The following is a 17,523-nucleotide window of genomic DNA, read 5'->3' on the forward strand; positions in this document are numbered from 1 at the left end:
TCATCGGCACTTTACGAGGCGAACATGTCCGACTTACTCACGGTGGCAAAGCTGGCAGGCGTTTCACGCGCCACGGCCGCGCGCGCCTTTTCCGATCCCCATCTGCTGCGGCGCGACACGCTGGAGAGAGTGCTGGCGGCGTCGGAGCAGCTCGGCTTTCGTCCTAACCACATCGCGCGCCAGCTGCGCACGCAGCACTCCACCACCTTCGGCGTGCTGCTGCCCTCGCTGCTTAACCCGATCTTCTCCTGCCAGCTGCAGGCGATGGAGCGCCAGGCGCGCGACGCCGGCTATGGCCTGCTGGTGGCCACCAGCGATTACCAGCCCGAGCGCGAAGCCGCCATCGTTGAACATATGCTGCGCCAGCGCGTGGCGGGCCTGGTCCTGACGGTGGCCGACGCGGATAACAGCGCGGTGCTCAGCACGCTGCAGGCGGCTGGCCTGCCGTTTGTGCTGGCGCATAACGTGCCGCAGCACAGCCACTGGCCGGCGGTGTGCGTGGATAACCGCCAGGCGATGCGCGAAGCCACCGCACAGCTGCTGGCGCTTGGTCATCGCCGCATTGCCATGGTCGCCGGACCGATGCTGCAGTCAGACCGTGCGCGCCTGCGCTATCAGGGCTATTGCGATGCCATGCAGCACGCGGGCCTGACGGCGCTGCCGGTGATTGAGATGGCCAGCCACACCCAATCCGACTTTACGCTGCTGGCCCCGATGCTCGGCGGTGCCACCCCGCTCAGCGCCGTAATCTGCACTAACGACCTGCTGGCCATCAGCCTGATTGGCGCGGCGGCGCGCGCGGGCGTGCCTGTGCCACAGCAGCTGGCGGTGATGGGCTTTGACGGGATTGCGATGGGGGCACAAATGGCCCCGTCGCTGGCCAGCGTAGCGCAGCCCGCCGAACGGCTCGGCGCCTGCGCCATCGATATGTTGTTGCATAACGTCAGCCGCGGCACCCGCGTGCTGCCACATCAGTTGCGGAGCGGTGAGAGTGTCGCTGCCCCCGCGTTTATTGCCACCACCAGGGAACCTCATGATGCTGCATAAAAAAGTAAAAATTTACGCCGGTGCCATCGCGCTCAGCGCCAGCGCGTTGTTTACCAGCCTGACGCAGGCGGCGGAAACCGCCATCTGTTACAACTGTCCGCCCGAGTGGGCCGACTGGGGCACTCAGCTCAAAGCGATTGCCAGAGACACCGGCATTCAGGTGCCGCAGGACAACAAAAACTCCGGCCAGGCGCTGGCGCAGCTGGTGGCTGAGCAGGGCAATCCGGTGGCCGACGTGGTCTATTACGGCGTCAGCTTCGGCATTCAGGCCGACAGCGCCGGCGTGGTCGCCAGTTACAAACCGGCGCACTGGGATGACATTCCTGCCGGCATGAAAGACAGCAACGGCAAATGGGTGGCGCTGCACTCGGGCACCATGGGCTTTATGGTCAATGTCGATGCGCTCGGCGGCGCGCCGGTGCCGCAATCCTGGGACGACCTGCTGAAGCCGGAATACAAAGGCATGATTGGCTATCTCGACCCGGCCAGCGCCTTTGTTGGTTACGTGGCGGCGGTGGCAGTCAATCAGGCGAAGGGCGGCAACATGCAGGACTTCACGCCGGCGCTGAACTGGTTCAAAAAGCTGCAGGCGAATCAGCCTATCGTGCCTAAGCAGACCGCGTATGCACGCCTGATTTCCGGCGAGATCCCGATTCTGCTCGACTATGACTTCAATGCTTACCGCGCCCGCTACAAAGATCACGCTAACGTCGCCTTTGTTATTCCCAAAGAGGGCACGGTAACGGTGCCGTACGTCATCAGCCTGGTGAAGAATGCACCGCACGCGGCGAACGGCAAAAAAGTGATCGACTATGTGCTGTCGGACAAAGGGCAGGCCATCTGGGCCAGCGCGTTCCTGCGCCCGGTGCGCACAGGCGCCATGAGCGCAGAAGCGAAGAAATATTTCCTGCCGGACAGCGACTATGCGCGTGCGCACACTGTTGACTATCAGCAGATGGCGGCAGCGCAGAAAGCTTTCTCGGCGCGCTATCTGAGTGAGATTCGCTGATGGCGATGACCGATACCCTGGCGGCTTCGTGCCGCCGGACACCGCGCCTGGCCGGCAGCCGCTGGCTATGGCTGACGCTGCCGGCGCTGCTGTTCTTCTGCGCCTTCTGGCTGCTGCCGTTTGTCCGGCTGCTGCAGATGGCAATGCAGGACGACCGCAGCACCCGGCACAGCGGCTACTGGACGGTACTGACGCAGCCACACTATCTGCTCAGCCTGCTGAATACCGTGCTGCTGTCGCTCGCCGTCACGCTGGTGACGCTGGCCATCGCCGCGACAGTCGGCTGCTTTCTGGCACGCCAGCGCTTCAGCGGACGCAGCACGCTGCTGGCGCTGCTGACGTTTCCGCTGGCCTTTCCGGGCGTGGTGGTGGGATTTCTGGTGGTGATGCTGGCGGGCCGTCAGGGACTGCTGGCGCAAATCAGCCTGGCGCTGTTTCACGAGCGCTGGATGCTGGCCTATTCGTTTACCGGCCTGTTTATTGGCTATCTCTATTTTTCACTGCCGCGCGCCATCATCACGCTGGTGGCGGCGAGTGAAAAACTCGACCGTTCTCTCGAAGAGGCGGCGCGTTCGCTGGGCGCCAGTCAGTGGCGCATCACCTGGGATGTGATTGTGCCGGGGCTGCAGCCGGCGCTGCTCTCCACCGGCGCGCTCTGTTTTGCCACCAGCATGGGTGCCTTCGGTACTGCGTTTACCCTGGGCACCGATCTGGCGGTGCTGCCGCTGACCATTTACGGCGAATTCACCAACTACGCCAATTTCGCCACCGCCGCCGCGCTGTCGGTGGTGATGGGCGGCGTCGCCTGGCTGGCACTGATGCTGGCGCGCCGACTGGCTCACCAGGAGGTGACATGAGACGTCGCGGCCTGTTCAGCCTGCAACTGCTGGTCACCGTGCTCACCGCGCTGTTCATGATCGTGCCGGTGGTGCTGTCGATGCTGGCCGGCGTGACCAACAACTACTTTACCGGCCTGCGCAGCGGCCTGACGCTGAAGTGGGTGACCCAGGTATGGCAGCTTTACGCCGACACCTTCTGGCTGTCACTGCTGATTGCGCTGGCCTGCCTGCTGATTACGCTGCTGATCGGCGTGCCGGCAGCATGGGGGCTGTTAAAAGCGCCGCGGCGCTGGGCGGCGCGCATCGAAGAGTGCCTGATGCTGCCGGTCGCGCTGCCGGGCCTCGCCACCGCGCTGGGCATCATCCTGCTGTACGGTCAGTTCTCCGGCCTGCGCGATAGCTGGCTGTTCATTCTCATCGGTCACGTGCTGTTTACCTTGCCGTTTATGCTGCGCCCGGTGCTGGCAGTGATGCAGGCGGTGGAGATGCCGCGGCTGGAAGAGGCGGCGGCCAGTCTGGGTGCCAGCCTGTGGCAGCGCTTTTTTACCGTGGTGGTGCCCAACTGTCGCAACGGCATTTTCGCCGGGGCGTTTATGGTGATCACCCTGTCGGTGGGTGAGTTCAACATCACCTGGATGCTGCATACGCCGCTGACAAAAACGCTGCCGGTGGGGCTGGCAGACAGCTATGCCTCAATGCGACTGGAAGTGGGATCGGCCTACACGCTGATCTTTATTCTGCTGATTCTGCCGCTGCTGCTGATGCTCAACGCGGTCAATCACTGGCTCAACCGTACGCTCACGCGTGCTAATAAGGAGGCGGCATGAACCCTGCGGCCGTAACCGTTACGCTGCGCCACTGTGCGCGGCACTTTAATCACCAGCTGGCGCTGCAGCCGCTCGATCTGACGGTGCAGCCTGGCGAAACCCTGGTGCTGCTCGGTCCGTCCGGCTGTGGCAAAACCACCACGCTGCGCATCATCAGTGGCCTGGAGCGCTGTGACGACGGCGGCGAAGTGTGGTTTGACGATCGTAACGTGACAGCGCTGCCGATCGAGAAACGCAACGTGGGCATGGTGTTCCAGAACTACGCGCTGTTTCCCCATCTCAACGTGGCGCAGAACGTCGCTTACGGCCTGAAAGTGCAGGGCGTGGCGCGCGCCGAACGCGACGCGCGCGTGCAGGAGATGCTGGCCCTGGTGGATCTCAGCGCGCTGGCGCAGCGCAGCATCGACAAGCTGTCGGGCGGTCAAAAGCAGCGCGTAGCGCTGGCGCGTGCGCTGGCGGCGCGTCCGAAGGTGCTGCTGTTTGATGAGCCGCTGGCGGCGCTCGATGCGCGCCTGCGCGACCGGCTGCGGCTGGAGATTGGCGCGCTGCTGAAACAGCTGGCGATCACCGCCGTCTACGTCACGCACGATCAGCAGGAAGCGATGGCGCTGGGCGATCGCATTGCGGTGATGGAGCAGGGGCGTCTGGTGCAGATCGATACGCCGCAAAATATTTACCAGCGCCCGGCGTCACAGTTTGTGGCGGATTTTGTCGGCGCGATTAACTGTGTCGGGGTCGATGCGCGTGGCAATCCGCAGCATTTCTGCCGCCCGGAGGATGTGCTGCTGGCGGCGGACCAGCGCTACGCACGCCCTGGTTTTATCCTCGGCACCACCTTTCTCGGCGCTGCGCAGCGGCTGAGTATTGATATCGGGCTGGCGGCGCCGATCCAGGTTGATCGCCACGCGCGCGAAGCCTGGCACGCCGGCCAGCCGGTAAGCTGGACGCTGGCGCAGGATGCCGCGCTGCACTTTTCTGCCTGATAAGGAGCTGTTGTGACTGACGCAATAACGCTGATTGCGCAAATCAGCGATTTACACATCAAGGCCCATGGCCGTCTCTCCTATAAAAAAGTGGATACGCATGCTGCGCTGCTGCGGGTGATCGACACGCTGAATCAGCTGGTGCCGCGACCGGATACGGTGGTGATTACCGGCGACCTGGTGGATTTTGGCACTGCGGAAGAGTACCAGACGCTGCGCGAGGCGCTGCGCCATCTGCAGCTGCCGTTCCTGCTGATGCCGGGCAATCACGACGATCGCCAGCAGCTGCGCGCCGCGTTTCCGGAGCATCACTACCTGCAGCACGGCGAAACGCTCAACTGGCAGATGCGTGTGAATCATCTGCAGCTGCTGGCGCTCGACTCCAGCGTACCGCATCAGCCGTGGGGCTACGTCGATGACGCACAGCTGCAATGGCTGGCAGAGCAGCTGGCGCGTGAGCCTGATTTGCCGACGCTGGTGCTGCTGCATCATCCGCCGTTCCTGAGCGGCATTGGCCATATGGATCGGCAGCCGCTGCGCAATCCGGCGGCGCTGGCTGCCATCGTTGGTCAGCATCCCCAGGTGGAACGGGTGTTGAGCGGCCACCTGCACCGCTCGGTGCAGGCGCGTTTTGCCGGCACGCTGGCCTGCGTGGCGCCCGGTGTGTCGCATCAGGTGGCACTGGATTTGCGTGACCACGGTCCGGCGAACTTTGTGCTGGAACCGCCCGGTTTTCTGCTGCATCGCTGGCAGCCGCAGCAGGGGATGACTACGCATCTGTGCGCAATCGGCGATTATCCTGGACCGTGGCCGTTTTACGATGCGCAGGGTTTAATTGATTAGCACCAGAAATAGCACAATAAAAAAGCGTTCCTGAGGGTCTGCGTCGTAGTCAATTTGGCTCAGAGGTGTACAATTGTCTGTTACCTCACCAGGGTAAACACCTCCAATTATAACAAGATAGTCAGGCACGCTAACTTATGAAGCTACTCACCAGGGCGGTTGCGCCATGTTAACGCGCATCCGGCCAAAAACTGATCTGCGCACGCTGATTGCGCTGCTGGCGATCACCAGTATCGTCATCACACTGGCTAATACGCTGTACGCCACCTGGCGCGTACAGCGCATGGTGCTGATCGAAAGCACCCTCGAAGCCAATCGCGCTTACGCCACCAAGCTGGCGGCCACCACCGAAGTGTTTTTCCAGCTGGCGCAGTCGCAGCTGCACTACAGCGCCAATCAACTGGGTAAAGATTTCGACAATCCCGAACTGCAGCAGCAGGAAGTGAACCGACTGCGCGAGCAGACCAGCAGCTTTAACTCGGTGGCGATTGTCGACAGCAACGGCGTGATTAAAGCCATTTCGCCGGAATCGCTGATGCTGAAAGGCATGCAGCTCACCAGCCAGTCTTCGCGCGAAGCGCTGGCGCAGCGCCAGCCGATGGTCAGCCGGCCCACCATTTCTGCCACCAATAACCTGCTGGTGTTTGTTTCCTGGCCGGTATGGAGCACCGATGGGCGCTATCTTGGCTACGTCGGTGGCACTATTTATCTGAAGAAAAAGAGCATTCTCAACGTGCTGCTCGGCGAGCAGTACTATCGTGACGGCACCCATGTTTATGTGCTGGATCGCGAGAACCGCGTGCTGTATCACCAGAACAATCAGCTGATTGGCAAAAATGTGCCGGGCATCGTCAGCGATCGTCAGCGCCAGGAGCACAGCAATGGCGAAGTTCAGCTGACGGAAGAGGGCACGGCGAAGCTGGCGGGCTACGCTGTGGTGCCCACCACCGGCTGGATGGTGGTGGCGCTTAAACCGACAAACGTCACGCTGGCGCCGCTCTCCGGGCTGCTGCTCCAGGTGCTGAAGAATTCGGTGCCGTTTGCGCTGCTGACGCTGCTGGTGGCGGTGATTCTGGCCCGGCTGATTGCCTTGCCGCTGTGGCAGCTGGCGCGCAAAGCCAGCCAGATGGATACCCAGGGCGTTTCCGGGGAAATTGGCGTGATCCGCGCCTGGTACTTTGAAGCGGCGCAGGTGAAGCGCGCGCTGCTCACCGGCATTGGTCTGGTGCAGGATAAAATCGGCCGGCTCAAGTCAGAGGTGCAGAGCGATCCCATGACCAGCCTGCTCAATCGCCGCGGCCTGAGCGCGGTGCTCGACTATTTCGATACCATGCAGCAGCCGTTTGCCGTGCTGGCGCTGGATATTGACCACTTCAAACGGGTGAATGATAACTTCGGGCATGATGTTGGCGACGAGGTGATCAAACAGGTGGCGCGCACGCTGCGCCAGAGCGCGCGTCAAACCGACGTGGTGTGCCGGAACGGCGGCGAGGAGTTTCTGATGCTGCTACCCGCCACCGCCCCTGATGAAGCGCGGGTGATTGCGGAGCGCGTGCGCACCAGCATTGCCGGCGGCTGGATTGATCCGGTCGGGCAGATCACGATTTCGATTGGTATCGCCAGCTGGCAGCCGACGCACGGCAGTCAGGAACAGATTCTGAAGCAGGCCGATGATGCGCTGTATCAGGCGAAAAACGCCGGACGTAACTGCGTGGTGATCGCCGGGCAGGAGGCGCTGGCCAGCACGGTTTCGCGCTATTAATCGGGCAGCGTCACAGCAGGATAAAAAAACGGGTGCCTGGCTGGCACCCGTTGGTAATCAGGCTGATTTCAGGTAATCGAGCACGATATCGTGGTGGTTCGAGGTCTTAAAATCGTCGAACACCTTCTCCACTTTGCCATCGCCGCCAATCAGGAAGCTGATGCGGTGAATGCCGTCGTAGGTTTTCCCCATAAAGGTTTTCTCACCCCAGACGCCAAACTGCTCGCAAACCTGATGATCTTCATCCGACAGCAGGGTGAAGTTGAGCAACTCTTTCTCGACAAAGCGAGACAGTTTTTCCGGCTTGTCGGTGCTGATGCCCAGCACTTCCACGCCCGCCTTCTTTAAATCATCCATGTTATCGCGCAGACCACAGGCCTGCGTGGTGCAGCCCGGCGTCATGGCTTTCGGGTAGAAATAGACCAGAACGCGCTGTCCCTGGAAGTCGGCCAAATTTACTTGTTCGCCATCCTGATCGGGCAAGCTAAATTTCGGTGCGGTGTCACCGGCTTTCAGTGGATTCATCACAACTCTCCATTTTTTTCTTCATGCTGTGGGTAATACACCATCAGCGGCAAAAGCGCCAGATGGAGTTTACCTCAGGGTTATTTCACTACACGGTATGCCAGCGCGGCAGAGTGTGTGGCGGAATAACCCGGAGCCTGATTCAGACGGCGCTGTGCGCGTCGTCGGTGACACTATAGAGGCGAATTGAACCTTGTGCATGCAGTTCTTCGCACAGCCGATGGAAAGCCTGCTCAAACGGTGCGCTGGCATGATTCGCCGGGCTGTGCGCGGTCATCTGAATATAGAGCACCGGCGGCTCGTCGTCCTGGGCGGGCGTGATGCGCGACACCAGCTCGGCGATGTTCATCTGATGTTTATCGAACAGATCGGTGAAGCGTTCGATGATATGCGGTGAGTCCGGCACTTCCACCTGTACCCAGACGGTGGCGGGCATCGGCGGCGTGACGCGCGCGTTGGTGCGCTTCATCACGATCAGTAGTTCCAGTTCGGCACCCTTCATCGGCAGGGTCGACTCAATCAGGGTAATGGCGTTCCAGCTGCCGGAGAGCAGCATAATAAAGGTGAACTCGTCGCCCAGCATCGCCAGGCGGCTGTCTTCAATGTTGCAACCGCAGCTGCTGACGTGGCGGGTAATGGTATTGACGATACCCGGACGATCAACGCCCAGAGCGGTGATCACCAGATGGTGCGGCTGTGACTGCGGCAAAATGGCGTTTCCTGTACGTTCGCTAATAACCATAAGGTAAACATAAAAAAAACTGCTGACAAGCGCGGTAATGGCGTGGCTCGCTTGCTTTTCTTTCGGCGGAAAACGTAACATGAGGCACTTGTTTGTCGAGGGGATAGCCCATGTTCACCGGAAGTATTGTTGCGCTCATTACGCCTTTGAATGAAAAAGGTGATGTCTGCCGCGCAAGTCTGAAAAAACTGATTGATTATCATGTCGCCAGCGGTACGGCGGCGATTGTTTCTGTTGGCACCACCGGCGAATCCGCGACCCTCAGCCATGAAGAGCATGGCGATGTGGTGATGCAAACCCTGGAGCTGGCCGATGGCCGCATTCCCGTGATTGCCGGGACCGGCGCGAATGCCACCGCCGAAGGGATCTCTCTGACAAAACGCTTTACCGGCACCGGCGTAGTCGGCTGCCTCACTGTGACCCCGTATTACAACCGTCCGACGCAGGAAGGTCTGTACCAGCACTTCAAAGCGATCGCCGAAAGCACCGATCTGCCACAGATGCTGTATAACGTCCCGTCACGTACCGGCTGTGACATGCTGCCGGAAACCGTTGCCCGCCTGGCTGAAATCAAAAATATTATCGGAATCAAAGAGGCCACCGGGAACTTATCGCGTATTTCGCAGATCCAACAGCTGGTTGGAGATGAGTTCATTATTGTCAGCGGTGATGACGCGACAGCGCTGGACTCCATGCAACTGGGCGGCAAAGGCGTTATTTCGGTCACGGCTAACATTGCAGCACGTGAAATGGTTGAACTCTGTGCGCTGGCACAAGAGGGCAAATTTGCCGAAGCGCGTCGCCTGAATCAGCGTCTGATGCACCTGCACCAGACGCTTTTCTGTGAACCGAATCCTATCCCGGTGAAATGGGCCGCGAAACAGCTAGGATTAATCGCCGATGACACGCTGCGCTTGCCGATGACGCCGCTGACCGAAGCCGGTCAGGCGAAAACCGCGCAGGCGCTGATCCAGGCGGGTCTGCGATAATTTAGGGAGAATCAATGAGTTATTCAGTTAAGCGCTCGACGCTGGCAACCGTGGTGGGCCTGTCCACCCTGATGCTGCTAACAGCTTGTTCCAGCGATCAGCGTTATAAGCGCCAGGTCAGCGGTGATGAATCTTACCTGCAGGCGCCTGAACTGCATGATTTAAAAGCCCCGGCGGGCATGATTCTGCCGCTGCAGAATGGTGATTACGATGTGCCGCACAGCGTGGCGAAAGGCGCGCTGGGTAAAGAGCTCGACATCCGTCCGCCGGCGCAGCCGCTGGCGCTGATGAACGGCACCCGCGCGCAGTTCACCGGTAACACCGGCGTGCTGGCGGTTGACAGCAACCGTGGCTCCATCTGGTCGCAGGTGGTGAACGTGGTGCAGTCGTACAAATTCCCGGTTGCCCAGCGTGATGATGCGGCGCAGCAGCTCACCACCGACTGGGTACAGTGGAACCGTGCTGACGAAGATAACCAGTATCGCGGCCGTTACCAGATCAGCGTGCAGAACCAGGGATATCAGCAGGTGCTGACCGTACGTCTGCTGGAACTGCAGCAGCAGGGCCAGACGGTCACCACGCCGGTCCAGGTTCAGCGCTATACCGGTCAGATGCTGAATGACATCAGCACCGGTCTGGATAAGATCGATACCGCCAGCCAGGATGCGGCTGCCGGACGTGCCAGCGGACAGATTGATGTCCAGAGCGGCGCGGACGACACCGGCCTGCCACTGCTGGTGCTGCGCTCACCGTTTAACGTCACCTGGCAGCGTCTGCCGGCGGCGCTGAAGCGTATGGGCATGGAAGTTACCGATGACAACCGCTCGCAGGGCAGTCTGAAAGTGACCTACAAGCAGCCGGGCAGCAGCGCGTTTGACGCCATCGGCGCGAAAGATCCGGAACTGCCAAACGGCGACTACAAGTTGCAGGTGGGCGATCTCGATAACCGCAGCAGCCTGCAGTTCATCGATCCGAAAGGACACGTACTCACCCAGGCGCAGAATGATGCGCTGGTGGCGGTCCTGCAGGGCGCACTGAACAAATAAATGCAATAAAGGCCGGAGATTCTCCGGCCTTTTTGTTTTGGTTTTGGCATAATAGCGCCCGGCGAGGTAAACGATTGCGTCAGGCAGTCATCGCGCGGTGAAACACCGCTGAACACGGGTTCTTTCATGTTTGGAGTTAACAAGATGCAAAAGCGAGCTGAGTTGTATCGCGGTAAAGCGAAAACCGTATACAGCACCGACAATCCGGATCTGCTGGTACTTGAATTCCGCAACGATACGTCAGCAGGAGACGGTGCACGAATCGAGCAGTTTGATCGTAAAGGCATGGTGAACAACAAGTTCAACCATTTCATCATGACCAAACTGCAGGAAGCGGGCATTCCGACCCAGATGGAAGCGCTGCTTTCTGATAACGAAGCGCTGGTGAAAAAGCTGGAGATGGTGCCGGTAGAGTGCGTGGTGCGCAACCGGGCGGCCGGATCGCTGGTGAAACGTCTGGGCGTGGAAGAGGGCATGCTGCTCAATCCACCGCTGTTTGATCTCTTCCTGAAAGATGACGCCAAACACGACCCGATGGTCAACGAATCGTACTGCGAAACCTTTGGCTGGGTGAGCAAGGCTAACCTGGCGCGCATGCAGGAGCTGACCTTCAAAGCCAACGAAGTGCTGAGCAAACTGTTTGATGATGCCGGCCTGATTCTGGTGGACTTCAAGCTGGAGTTCGGTCTGTTCAAAGGTGAAGTGACGCTGGGCGACGAATTCTCGCCAGACGGCGCGCGTCTGTGGGACAAAGAGACCATGGACAAGATGGACAAAGACCGTTTCCGTCAGAGCCTCGGCGGCCTGATCGAAGCGTACGAAGAAGTGGCACACCGTCTGGGTGTCAAACTGGACTAAGCCTCTGCCGGTGTGCGTCAAGGTAGTTCGGACGCAAACCTCTCAGCGCATGAAGGTCGCCCTGGCTGGCGGCCTTTTTTATTGTCTGTTTACGGCCTTCACGCTGCGCCCTGCGCGCAATCTCGCTCCGCTGGCATCGCATTGCTGGTACTAACCTCTGCCGCCAACTAAAATCATGCAAAAGTCATTGATAACAGGAGCAGGCCATGCGCTGGCAAGGGCGTCGTGAAAGCGACAATGTGGAAGATCGTCGCGGCGATTCGCCGGGTTTTAGTTCAGGCGGACGCCAGATTCGTCTGCCGCGCGGCAAGGGCGGCATTATTCTGCTGATTGTGGTCGCGGTCGCTGGCTATTACGGCTACGACCTCACCGCGCTGCTGGAAGGCGGCGCGCCGGTGTCGCAACAGCAGCAGCGTCAGGTCAATTCGGCGCAGGATAACGAGGCGGCCAAATTCACCTCGGTGATCCTCGCCACCACCGAAGATACCTGGGGCAAACTGTTCCAGCAGATGGGCAAACAATACGCGCCGCCAAAGCTGGTGATGTATCGCGGTGCGACGCGCACTAACTGCGGCACCGGCCAGTCGGCAATGGGGCCGTTCTACTGCCCGGCCGATCAGACGGTATATATCGATCTCTCCTTCTATGACGACATGAAAACCAAACTCGGAGCCGGGGGGGATTTTGCCCAGGGTTACGTCATCGCCCACGAAGTAGGGCATCACGTGCAGAAACTGCTGGGTATCGAACCGAAAGTGCGCCAGATGCAGCAGGGCGCCACGCAGGCGCAGGTGAACCAACTGTCGGTGAAGATGGAGCTGCAGGCGGACTGCTTTGCTGGCGTCTGGGGTCACTATATGCAGCAGGAGAACATTCTTGAGGTGGGCGATTTGCAGGAAGCGCTGAACGCCGCCGAGGCGATTGGCGACGATCGTTTGCAGCAGCAAAGTCAGGGGCGCGTAGTGCCGGACAGCTTCACTCACGGCACCTCACAGCAGCGCTACACCTGGTTCAAACGCGGTTTTGATAGCGGCAATCCGGGCCAGTGCAACACCTTCGCCAGTAACTGATGTTGCACGCTGAACTGACGGCGGCGATGCAGCAAGCCGGTATCCGCCGTCTGTGCGTGATAGCCGGTGAAGCTGGCTGGGCGCGCCATGAGGCGGCCACATGGCAGGCCGCACTGCCAGGTGACTGGTTAACGGTCAGCGACAGCGATGACTTCCCGCAGCGCGTCGCGCCTGCAGCGCTGCGTACCCTGCTGGGCCGGGAATTCCGGCATGCCATTTTTGATGCGCGCCACGGCTTTCACGCGGAAGCGTTCGCTGCGCTGGCCGGGACGCTGCGGGCCGGCAGCTGGCTGCTGTTACTGACGCCTGACTGGAACGCCTGGCCGGCGCAACCCGATCGCGACAGCCTGCGCTGGGCCGATGTCGACCAGCCCATCGCCACGCCGCATTTCATCCACCATCTGCAACAGCATATCCTGCAGGATGCGCAGGTGATGCTGCTGCGTCAGCACCAGACGCCGCGCCTGCCGGCACCGCAGTCCTTCGCGCCGTGGCAGTGTCGCGCCCCCGAGCAGCAGGCGCAGATTGTCCGTCAGCTGTGCGCCATGCCGCCCGGTGTCGCGGTGATCATCGCCCCGCGCGGTCGCGGCAAATCGGCACTGGCGGGGATGCTGGCGCGCCAGACGCAAAGCGCGCTGGTGACGGCGCCGGCCAAAGCCGCGACGGAGGTGCTGGCGCAGTTCGCCGCTGAGCAGTTTAGCTTTATGGCCCCGGATGCGATTCTCGCTCAGCCGCAGGAGGCTCCGCCGCTGGCAGAATGGCTGATTGTGGATGAGGCCGCGGCCATCCCCGCGCCGCTGTTACAGCAGCTGGTGCAGCGTTTTCCGCGCGTTCTGCTGACCACCACGGTGCAGGGCTACGAAGGTACCGGGCGCGGTTTCATGCTGCGCTTCTGCGCCACGCTGCCGCAGGTGCGCTACTTCCAGCTGGATGAGCCGCTGCGCTGGTCGGCGCAGGATCCGCTGGAGCAGTGGCTGAGTGCGGCGCTGCTGTTTGCAGAGGCCGAAGCCTGCGACGCACCCGCGCAGACAGCAATTTTTGCCGCTACGCCCGCGCAGCACGCCGACGCCTTACAGGCTGGCTATCGTCTGCTGGCGAGCGCCCACTATCGCACCACCCCGCTCGATCTGCGACGTATGCTGGATGCGCCCGGCATGCATTTCTGGCTGGCCGGGCAGCCGCAGCAGGTCACCGGCGCGCTGTGGCTGGTGGAAGAGGGCGGACTGGATGCTGCGCTGGCGCAGGCGGTATGGGCTGGCTTACGTCGTCCGCGCGGCAATCTGGTGGCGCAGTCATTAGCGGCACATGCCGGTTTTACTGAAGCGGCGACGTTACGTTCGCTGCGCATCAGCCGCATCGCCGTGCAGGCCGCGCAGCGCCAGCGCGGCATCGGTCGCGCGCTGGTGGCGACGGCGCGGCAGCAGGCACAGGGCGCGGATTATCTGTCGGTGAGCTTTGGCTACACCGCAGCGCTGTGGCAGTTCTGGCGCGCCTGCGGCTTTACCCTGGTGCGTATCGGTTCACAGCGCGAAGCCAGCAGCGGTTGCTATGCGGCGATGGCGATTTGTGCGCTGACGCCAGCCGGTGAAGCCCTGCAGCAGCGCGCCGCGCAGCGTCTGGCGCGCGACTGGCCGTGGCTGCAAAAGCTGATCGCGGTGCCGCTGACCCTGTCGTCCACCGACCATCAATCCCTCAGCGCCGACGACTGGCCGCTGCTGGCCGCGTTTGCCTGGGCGCAGCGGCCCTTTGAAGCCAGCTATCCGGTGCTGCAGCGGCTGGCTGGTGTCGCATCGCCACCCTTGCTGTGTGCCATACTGCAACAAAAACAAACGCTGAGTGAAGCGGCACGGCTGGCCGGTGTGAGCGGGCGTAAAGCGCTGATGCTCAGGCTGCGCGCGGAGGCGGCTGACGCACTCATCACGCTGGATGCCGCCGCCGCGCAGCACTGGCAGCAGCGCCTCGGCACATTGCAATAAATCCATTATCTCGTTCAAATTTTCCCAATATCACTTTGCCGTCAGCGGCGTATAGTGATTTGAGGAGGACGTTATGGCACTACGATATGTAATTGTTCAGCAACCGGATAACGCCGCGCAGCTGTTTCTGCTGTATCACGGCGTGAACGACAACCCCGATTCGATGGCGCAGATTGGCAGCTGGTTCGCGCAGGCGTTTCCGCAGGCGCAGGTGGTGTCAGTGGGCGCACCTTATCCGGCCAGCGCGCCGCAGGGCCGCCAGTGGTATGCCGAGATACCGGAACACGACCGCTCGCAGCAGCAGGGCGTGGATGCGGTGATGCCGTCCTTTGTCGAGTCGGTGCGTCACTGGCAGCAACAGAGCGGCGTGCGGCCGGAAGCCACCGCGCTGGTCGGTTTTTCGCAGGGCGGCACCATGGTGCTGGAAGGCGTAAAAGCCCAGCCGGATCTGGCGGGACGCGTGGTGGCCTTTAGCGGGCGTTACGTCACGCTGCCGGAGCAGGCCAGCACGCGCAACACTATCCACCTGATTCACGGCGATTATGACGAGCAGGTGCCGATGCAGCATGCGGAAGCGGCGATGCAGCGCTTAACCGCGCTGGGCGGCGATGTGACGCTGGATATCGTTGACGACCTGCCGCACGCAATTGATGAACGCAGCATGCAGCTGGCGCTGAATCACCTGCGCTATACCGTGCCGCGCCGCTATTTCGATGAGGCGCTGAGCGGGGCGAAGCCGGGCGACGACGATGTGGTGATGATGGTGTGAGACCGCGCGCCATAAAACAAAGGTCGCCGTGCAGGGCGACCTTGTACGCTAAACGATCGGCGGCGACTACTTCTTCTTCGGCCAGTCGTCGTCATCGTCCCACTTATCGTTGAAATCGCGATGCGGTGGCAGATCCGGTTTGTTATCCATATATTTTTTATGATCGATGCGCTTCAGGTCTTTATAGACGTTCATCAGCACGCCCACCATCAGCAGAATCACAATCACCCACCAGTACTCTTTTAACCATTCCATGAGGTTTCTCCTTCAAGGTGCCATCAGGCGATCAGCTGTTCCATAATGCGCTGATACATCCGGCTCAGCAGCTGCAAATCCGAGGCTTTCACGCACTCATTGATCTTATGAATAGTGGCATTCACCGGGCCGAGCTCCACCACCTGTGCGCCCATGCGGGCAATAAAGCGCCCGTCAGAGGTGCCGCCGGTGGTTAACAGCTGCGGCTTGATCTCATTATAGTGCGCCACGGCGTTGACGACCGCATCCACCAGCTTGCCGCGTGAAGTCAGGAATGGCTGACCGGACACATTCCACTCCAGCGTGTAGCGCAGCTGGTGGCGATCGAGCAGCGCCGCCACGCGATCTTTGATCATCTGATCGGTCAGTTCGGTGCTGAAGCGGAAGTTAAACTGCACGAAAAACTCGCCGGGGATCACATTGTTACTGCCGGTGCCGGCCTGCACGTTGGCGATCTGCATGCTGGTCGGCGGGAAGAACTCGTTGCCCTGATCCCACTCGGTCGCCACCAGCTCGTTGAGCGCCGGCATTGCGCGATGTACCGGGTTATCAGCCAGATGCGGATAAGCCACGTGGCCCTGCACGCCGTGAATGGTCAGATTGGCGGTCATGGAGCCGCGACGGCCATTCTTCACCACGTCGCCGACCACTTCGGTGCTCGACGGTTCGCCGACGAGGCAGTAATCCATGCGTTCGTTGCGCGCCATCAGGCGCTCAACCACTTTTACCGTCCCGTTGACGGCGCTGGCTTCTTCATCGGAAGTGATGAGAAACGCCAGCCGGCCAGCATGATTGGGATGGGCAGCAACGAAGCGCTCGGCCGCCACCACCATCGCCGCCAGCGAGCCTTTCATGTCCGCGGCGCCACGGCCAAACAGCATGCCGTCGCGAATCGAAGGTTCAAACGGCGGGCTGATCCAGCGGTTGGCATCGCCCGGCGGCACCACATCGGTGTGCCCGGCAAAGGCCAGCGTTTCGCCCTGGCCTCGCGTGGCCCAGAAGTTAAGCGTATCGCCAATGTGCATCGGCTCGACGTGGAAACCAATCGCCTCCAGGCGCGCAATTAACATGGCCTGGCAACCGGCGTCATCCGGACTAAGCGAGGGGCGACGAATAAGCTGCTGAGCCAGCTCAATGACCGGACAGAACATGTTATGACTTCTCCTGGATAAAGGCGTGATAAACGGGTTCTTTGAAACCCACCAGCAATGTACCGTCTGGCGCCGCCAGCACCGGACGTTTGATCAGCGCCGGGTGCGCCAGCATCAGCGCTTTGGCGCTGGCCGCATCGCGAATGGCATCGCGTTCCGCTTCCGGCAACTGACGCCAGGTGGTGCCGCGCGTGTTCAGCAGCACGTCATACCCCAGCTGGTCGATAAAGGATTGCAGCAGCGCCGCATCCAGCCCGTCAGCGCGATAATCATGAAAATGAAAGTCGATGCCGGAAGTGCTCAAATAGTTGCGTGCTTTTTTTATGGTGTCGCAATTCTTAATTCCGTACATCACCCACTGCGCTGTCATCGCGTATTCCCGTCCTGTGTTAAATAAAGCGCGAGTTTACCATAGCGCGCTGTGGGCTGTGAGGTCAGACGCGCAGCAGCGCTGTTTTTCATCTCGCCGCGACGCCAATAAACGACGCTAATCAGGGCCAGTAAACGCTTTCACTTACCTGCGAAATTGTCGCCTGCGGCATCATTAGCGATCTAAGAATTATCTTAGGCGGCAAAAGCGGGCCTGGCGGATTAAGTCCGCGCTTTTATGAGTCGCATTAACAGGTTGCTGAAATGTGCGTCAGTCCGCAGTTTCGGCAAATTCAAGCTTTCTGCGGTAGTTGCCGATAGTGATGAGAGGTGGAAACGTATTCACCTGTAGAAAAAAACGGCGTAAAATCGCCACTACAAGAAGAGAGGGTATTATGGTTGAACACGAACTGGGGAACTGGAAAGAATTTATCGAAGCGATGTTACGTAAGTAATTCGTGAA

The 17,523-nt window shown here is 60.5% G+C and carries 19 protein-coding genes; 14 read left to right on the forward strand and 5 right to left on the reverse strand.

Annotated features, from left to right (window positions below):
* Nucleotides 1–24: 24 nt before the first annotated feature.
* From FT726_RS02085 to FT726_RS02115, 7 genes are all read left to right on the forward strand, one after another.
* Complete coding sequence (locus FT726_RS02085) at nt 25–1,047, forward strand: substrate-binding domain-containing protein (protein WP_021506595.1); 1,023 nt, start codon at nt 25–27, stop codon at nt 1,045–1,047.
* Complete coding sequence (locus FT726_RS02090; RefSeq protein ID WP_058758325.1) at nt 1,034–2,056, forward strand: ABC transporter substrate-binding protein; 1,023 nt, start codon at nt 1,034–1,036, stop codon at nt 2,054–2,056. The genes FT726_RS02085 and FT726_RS02090 overlap by 14 nt, the downstream gene beginning before the upstream one ends.
* Nucleotides 2,056–2,913 carry an ABC transporter permease gene (locus tag FT726_RS02095; protein ID WP_021506597.1) on the forward strand — a complete coding sequence of 286 codons (858 nt, stop codon included), beginning with the start codon at nt 2,056–2,058 and terminating at the stop codon, nt 2,911–2,913. The genes FT726_RS02090 and FT726_RS02095 overlap by 1 nt, the downstream gene beginning before the upstream one ends.
* Nucleotides 2,910–3,722, forward strand: a complete 813-nt coding sequence (locus FT726_RS02100) for an ABC transporter permease (RefSeq protein WP_058775669.1) — start codon at nt 2,910–2,912, stop codon at nt 3,720–3,722. The genes FT726_RS02095 and FT726_RS02100 overlap by 4 nt, the downstream gene beginning before the upstream one ends.
* On the forward strand, nt 3,719–4,705 hold the full coding sequence (locus tag FT726_RS02105) for an ABC transporter ATP-binding protein (RefSeq protein WP_058770829.1): 987 nt from the start codon (nt 3,719–3,721) through the stop codon (nt 4,703–4,705). Before FT726_RS02100 ends, FT726_RS02105 begins: the two co-directional genes overlap by 4 nt.
* Before the next feature lie 12 nt (nt 4,706–4,717).
* Nucleotides 4,718–5,548 (forward strand): phosphodiesterase, encoded by an 831-nt coding sequence (locus FT726_RS02110; RefSeq protein ID WP_282995715.1) that lies wholly within the window; start codon nt 4,718–4,720, stop codon nt 5,546–5,548.
* Between the two features lie 166 nt (nt 5,549–5,714).
* On the forward strand, nt 5,715–7,310 hold the full coding sequence (locus FT726_RS02115) for a sensor domain-containing diguanylate cyclase (RefSeq protein WP_150058742.1): 1,596 nt from the start codon (nt 5,715–5,717) through the stop codon (nt 7,308–7,310).
* Between the two features lie 57 nt (nt 7,311–7,367).
* Here FT726_RS02115 and bcp read toward each other — a convergent pair whose 3' ends face one another.
* A complete protein-coding gene (gene bcp / locus FT726_RS02120) occupies nt 7,368–7,835 on the reverse strand; it encodes a thioredoxin-dependent thiol peroxidase (RefSeq protein ID WP_021506602.1) in 468 nt (155 codons plus the stop codon).
* Nucleotides 7,836–7,977: 142 nt separating this feature from the next.
* Nucleotides 7,978–8,544, reverse strand: a complete 567-nt coding sequence (locus FT726_RS02125) for a glycine cleavage system transcriptional repressor (RefSeq protein ID WP_081049393.1) — start codon at nt 8,542–8,544, stop codon at nt 7,978–7,980.
* A 143-nt stretch (nt 8,545–8,687) separates the two neighbouring features.
* Here FT726_RS02125 and dapA point away from each other — a divergent pair, with 143 nt between their 5' ends.
* The 6 genes from dapA (at nt 8,688) to ypfH (ending at nt 15,285) form a co-directional block, all read left to right on the forward strand.
* On the forward strand, nt 8,688–9,566 hold the full coding sequence (gene dapA, locus FT726_RS02130; protein WP_021506604.1) for a 4-hydroxy-tetrahydrodipicolinate synthase: 879 nt from the start codon (nt 8,688–8,690) through the stop codon (nt 9,564–9,566).
* A 14-nt stretch (nt 9,567–9,580) separates the two neighbouring features.
* Complete coding sequence (gene bamC / locus FT726_RS02135) at nt 9,581–10,612, forward strand: outer membrane protein assembly factor BamC (protein WP_059011704.1); 1,032 nt, start codon at nt 9,581–9,583, stop codon at nt 10,610–10,612.
* Between the two features lie 144 nt (nt 10,613–10,756).
* Nucleotides 10,757–11,470 carry a phosphoribosylaminoimidazolesuccinocarboxamide synthase gene (gene purC, locus FT726_RS02140; RefSeq protein ID WP_031279423.1) on the forward strand — a complete coding sequence of 238 codons (714 nt, stop codon included), beginning with the start codon at nt 10,757–10,759 and terminating at the stop codon, nt 11,468–11,470.
* 206 nt (nt 11,471–11,676) lie between these two features.
* A complete protein-coding gene (locus FT726_RS02145; protein ID WP_021506607.1) occupies nt 11,677–12,540 on the forward strand; it encodes a neutral zinc metallopeptidase in 864 nt (287 codons plus the stop codon).
* Nucleotides 12,540–14,516 carry a GNAT family N-acetyltransferase gene (locus FT726_RS02150; RefSeq protein WP_346302356.1) on the forward strand — a complete coding sequence of 659 codons (1,977 nt, stop codon included), beginning with the start codon at nt 12,540–12,542 and terminating at the stop codon, nt 14,514–14,516. The genes FT726_RS02145 and FT726_RS02150 overlap by 1 nt, the downstream gene beginning before the upstream one ends.
* A 73-nt stretch (nt 14,517–14,589) precedes the next feature.
* Nucleotides 14,590–15,285, forward strand: coding sequence for an esterase (ypfH, locus tag FT726_RS02155; RefSeq protein ID WP_021508041.1), 696 nt, complete (start codon nt 14,590–14,592; stop codon nt 15,283–15,285).
* A gap of 66 nt (nt 15,286–15,351) precedes the next feature.
* Here ypfH and FT726_RS02160 read toward each other — a convergent pair whose 3' ends face one another.
* From FT726_RS02160 to FT726_RS02170, 3 genes are read right to left on the reverse strand one after another with little or no spacing between them, the layout of a single operon-like run.
* Nucleotides 15,352–15,540 (reverse strand): YpfN family protein, encoded by a 189-nt coding sequence (locus FT726_RS02160; protein ID WP_021508042.1) that lies wholly within the window; start codon nt 15,538–15,540, stop codon nt 15,352–15,354.
* 23 nt (nt 15,541–15,563) lie between these two features.
* Nucleotides 15,564–16,691 (reverse strand): succinyl-diaminopimelate desuccinylase, encoded by a 1,128-nt coding sequence (dapE, locus tag FT726_RS02165; RefSeq protein WP_010617581.1) that lies wholly within the window; start codon nt 16,689–16,691, stop codon nt 15,564–15,566.
* 1 nt (nt 16,692) lies between these two features.
* Nucleotides 16,693–17,061, reverse strand: a complete 369-nt coding sequence (locus tag FT726_RS02170; RefSeq protein ID WP_021508043.1) for an ArsC family reductase — start codon at nt 17,059–17,061, stop codon at nt 16,693–16,695.
* Nucleotides 17,062–17,455: 394 nt separating this feature from the next.
* On the opposite strand from FT726_RS02170, the gene ypfM reads away from it, so the two are divergent.
* A complete protein-coding gene (ypfM, locus tag FT726_RS27605) occupies nt 17,456–17,515 on the forward strand; it encodes a protein YpfM (protein ID WP_104085366.1) in 60 nt (19 codons plus the stop codon).
* Nucleotides 17,516–17,523: the final 8 nt, after the last annotated feature.

Origin of the sequence: Pantoea sp. Morm (genome assembly GCF_016643525.1) — a bacterium.
Classification (GTDB): domain Bacteria; phylum Pseudomonadota; class Gammaproteobacteria; order Enterobacterales; family Enterobacteriaceae; genus Pantoea; species Pantoea dispersa.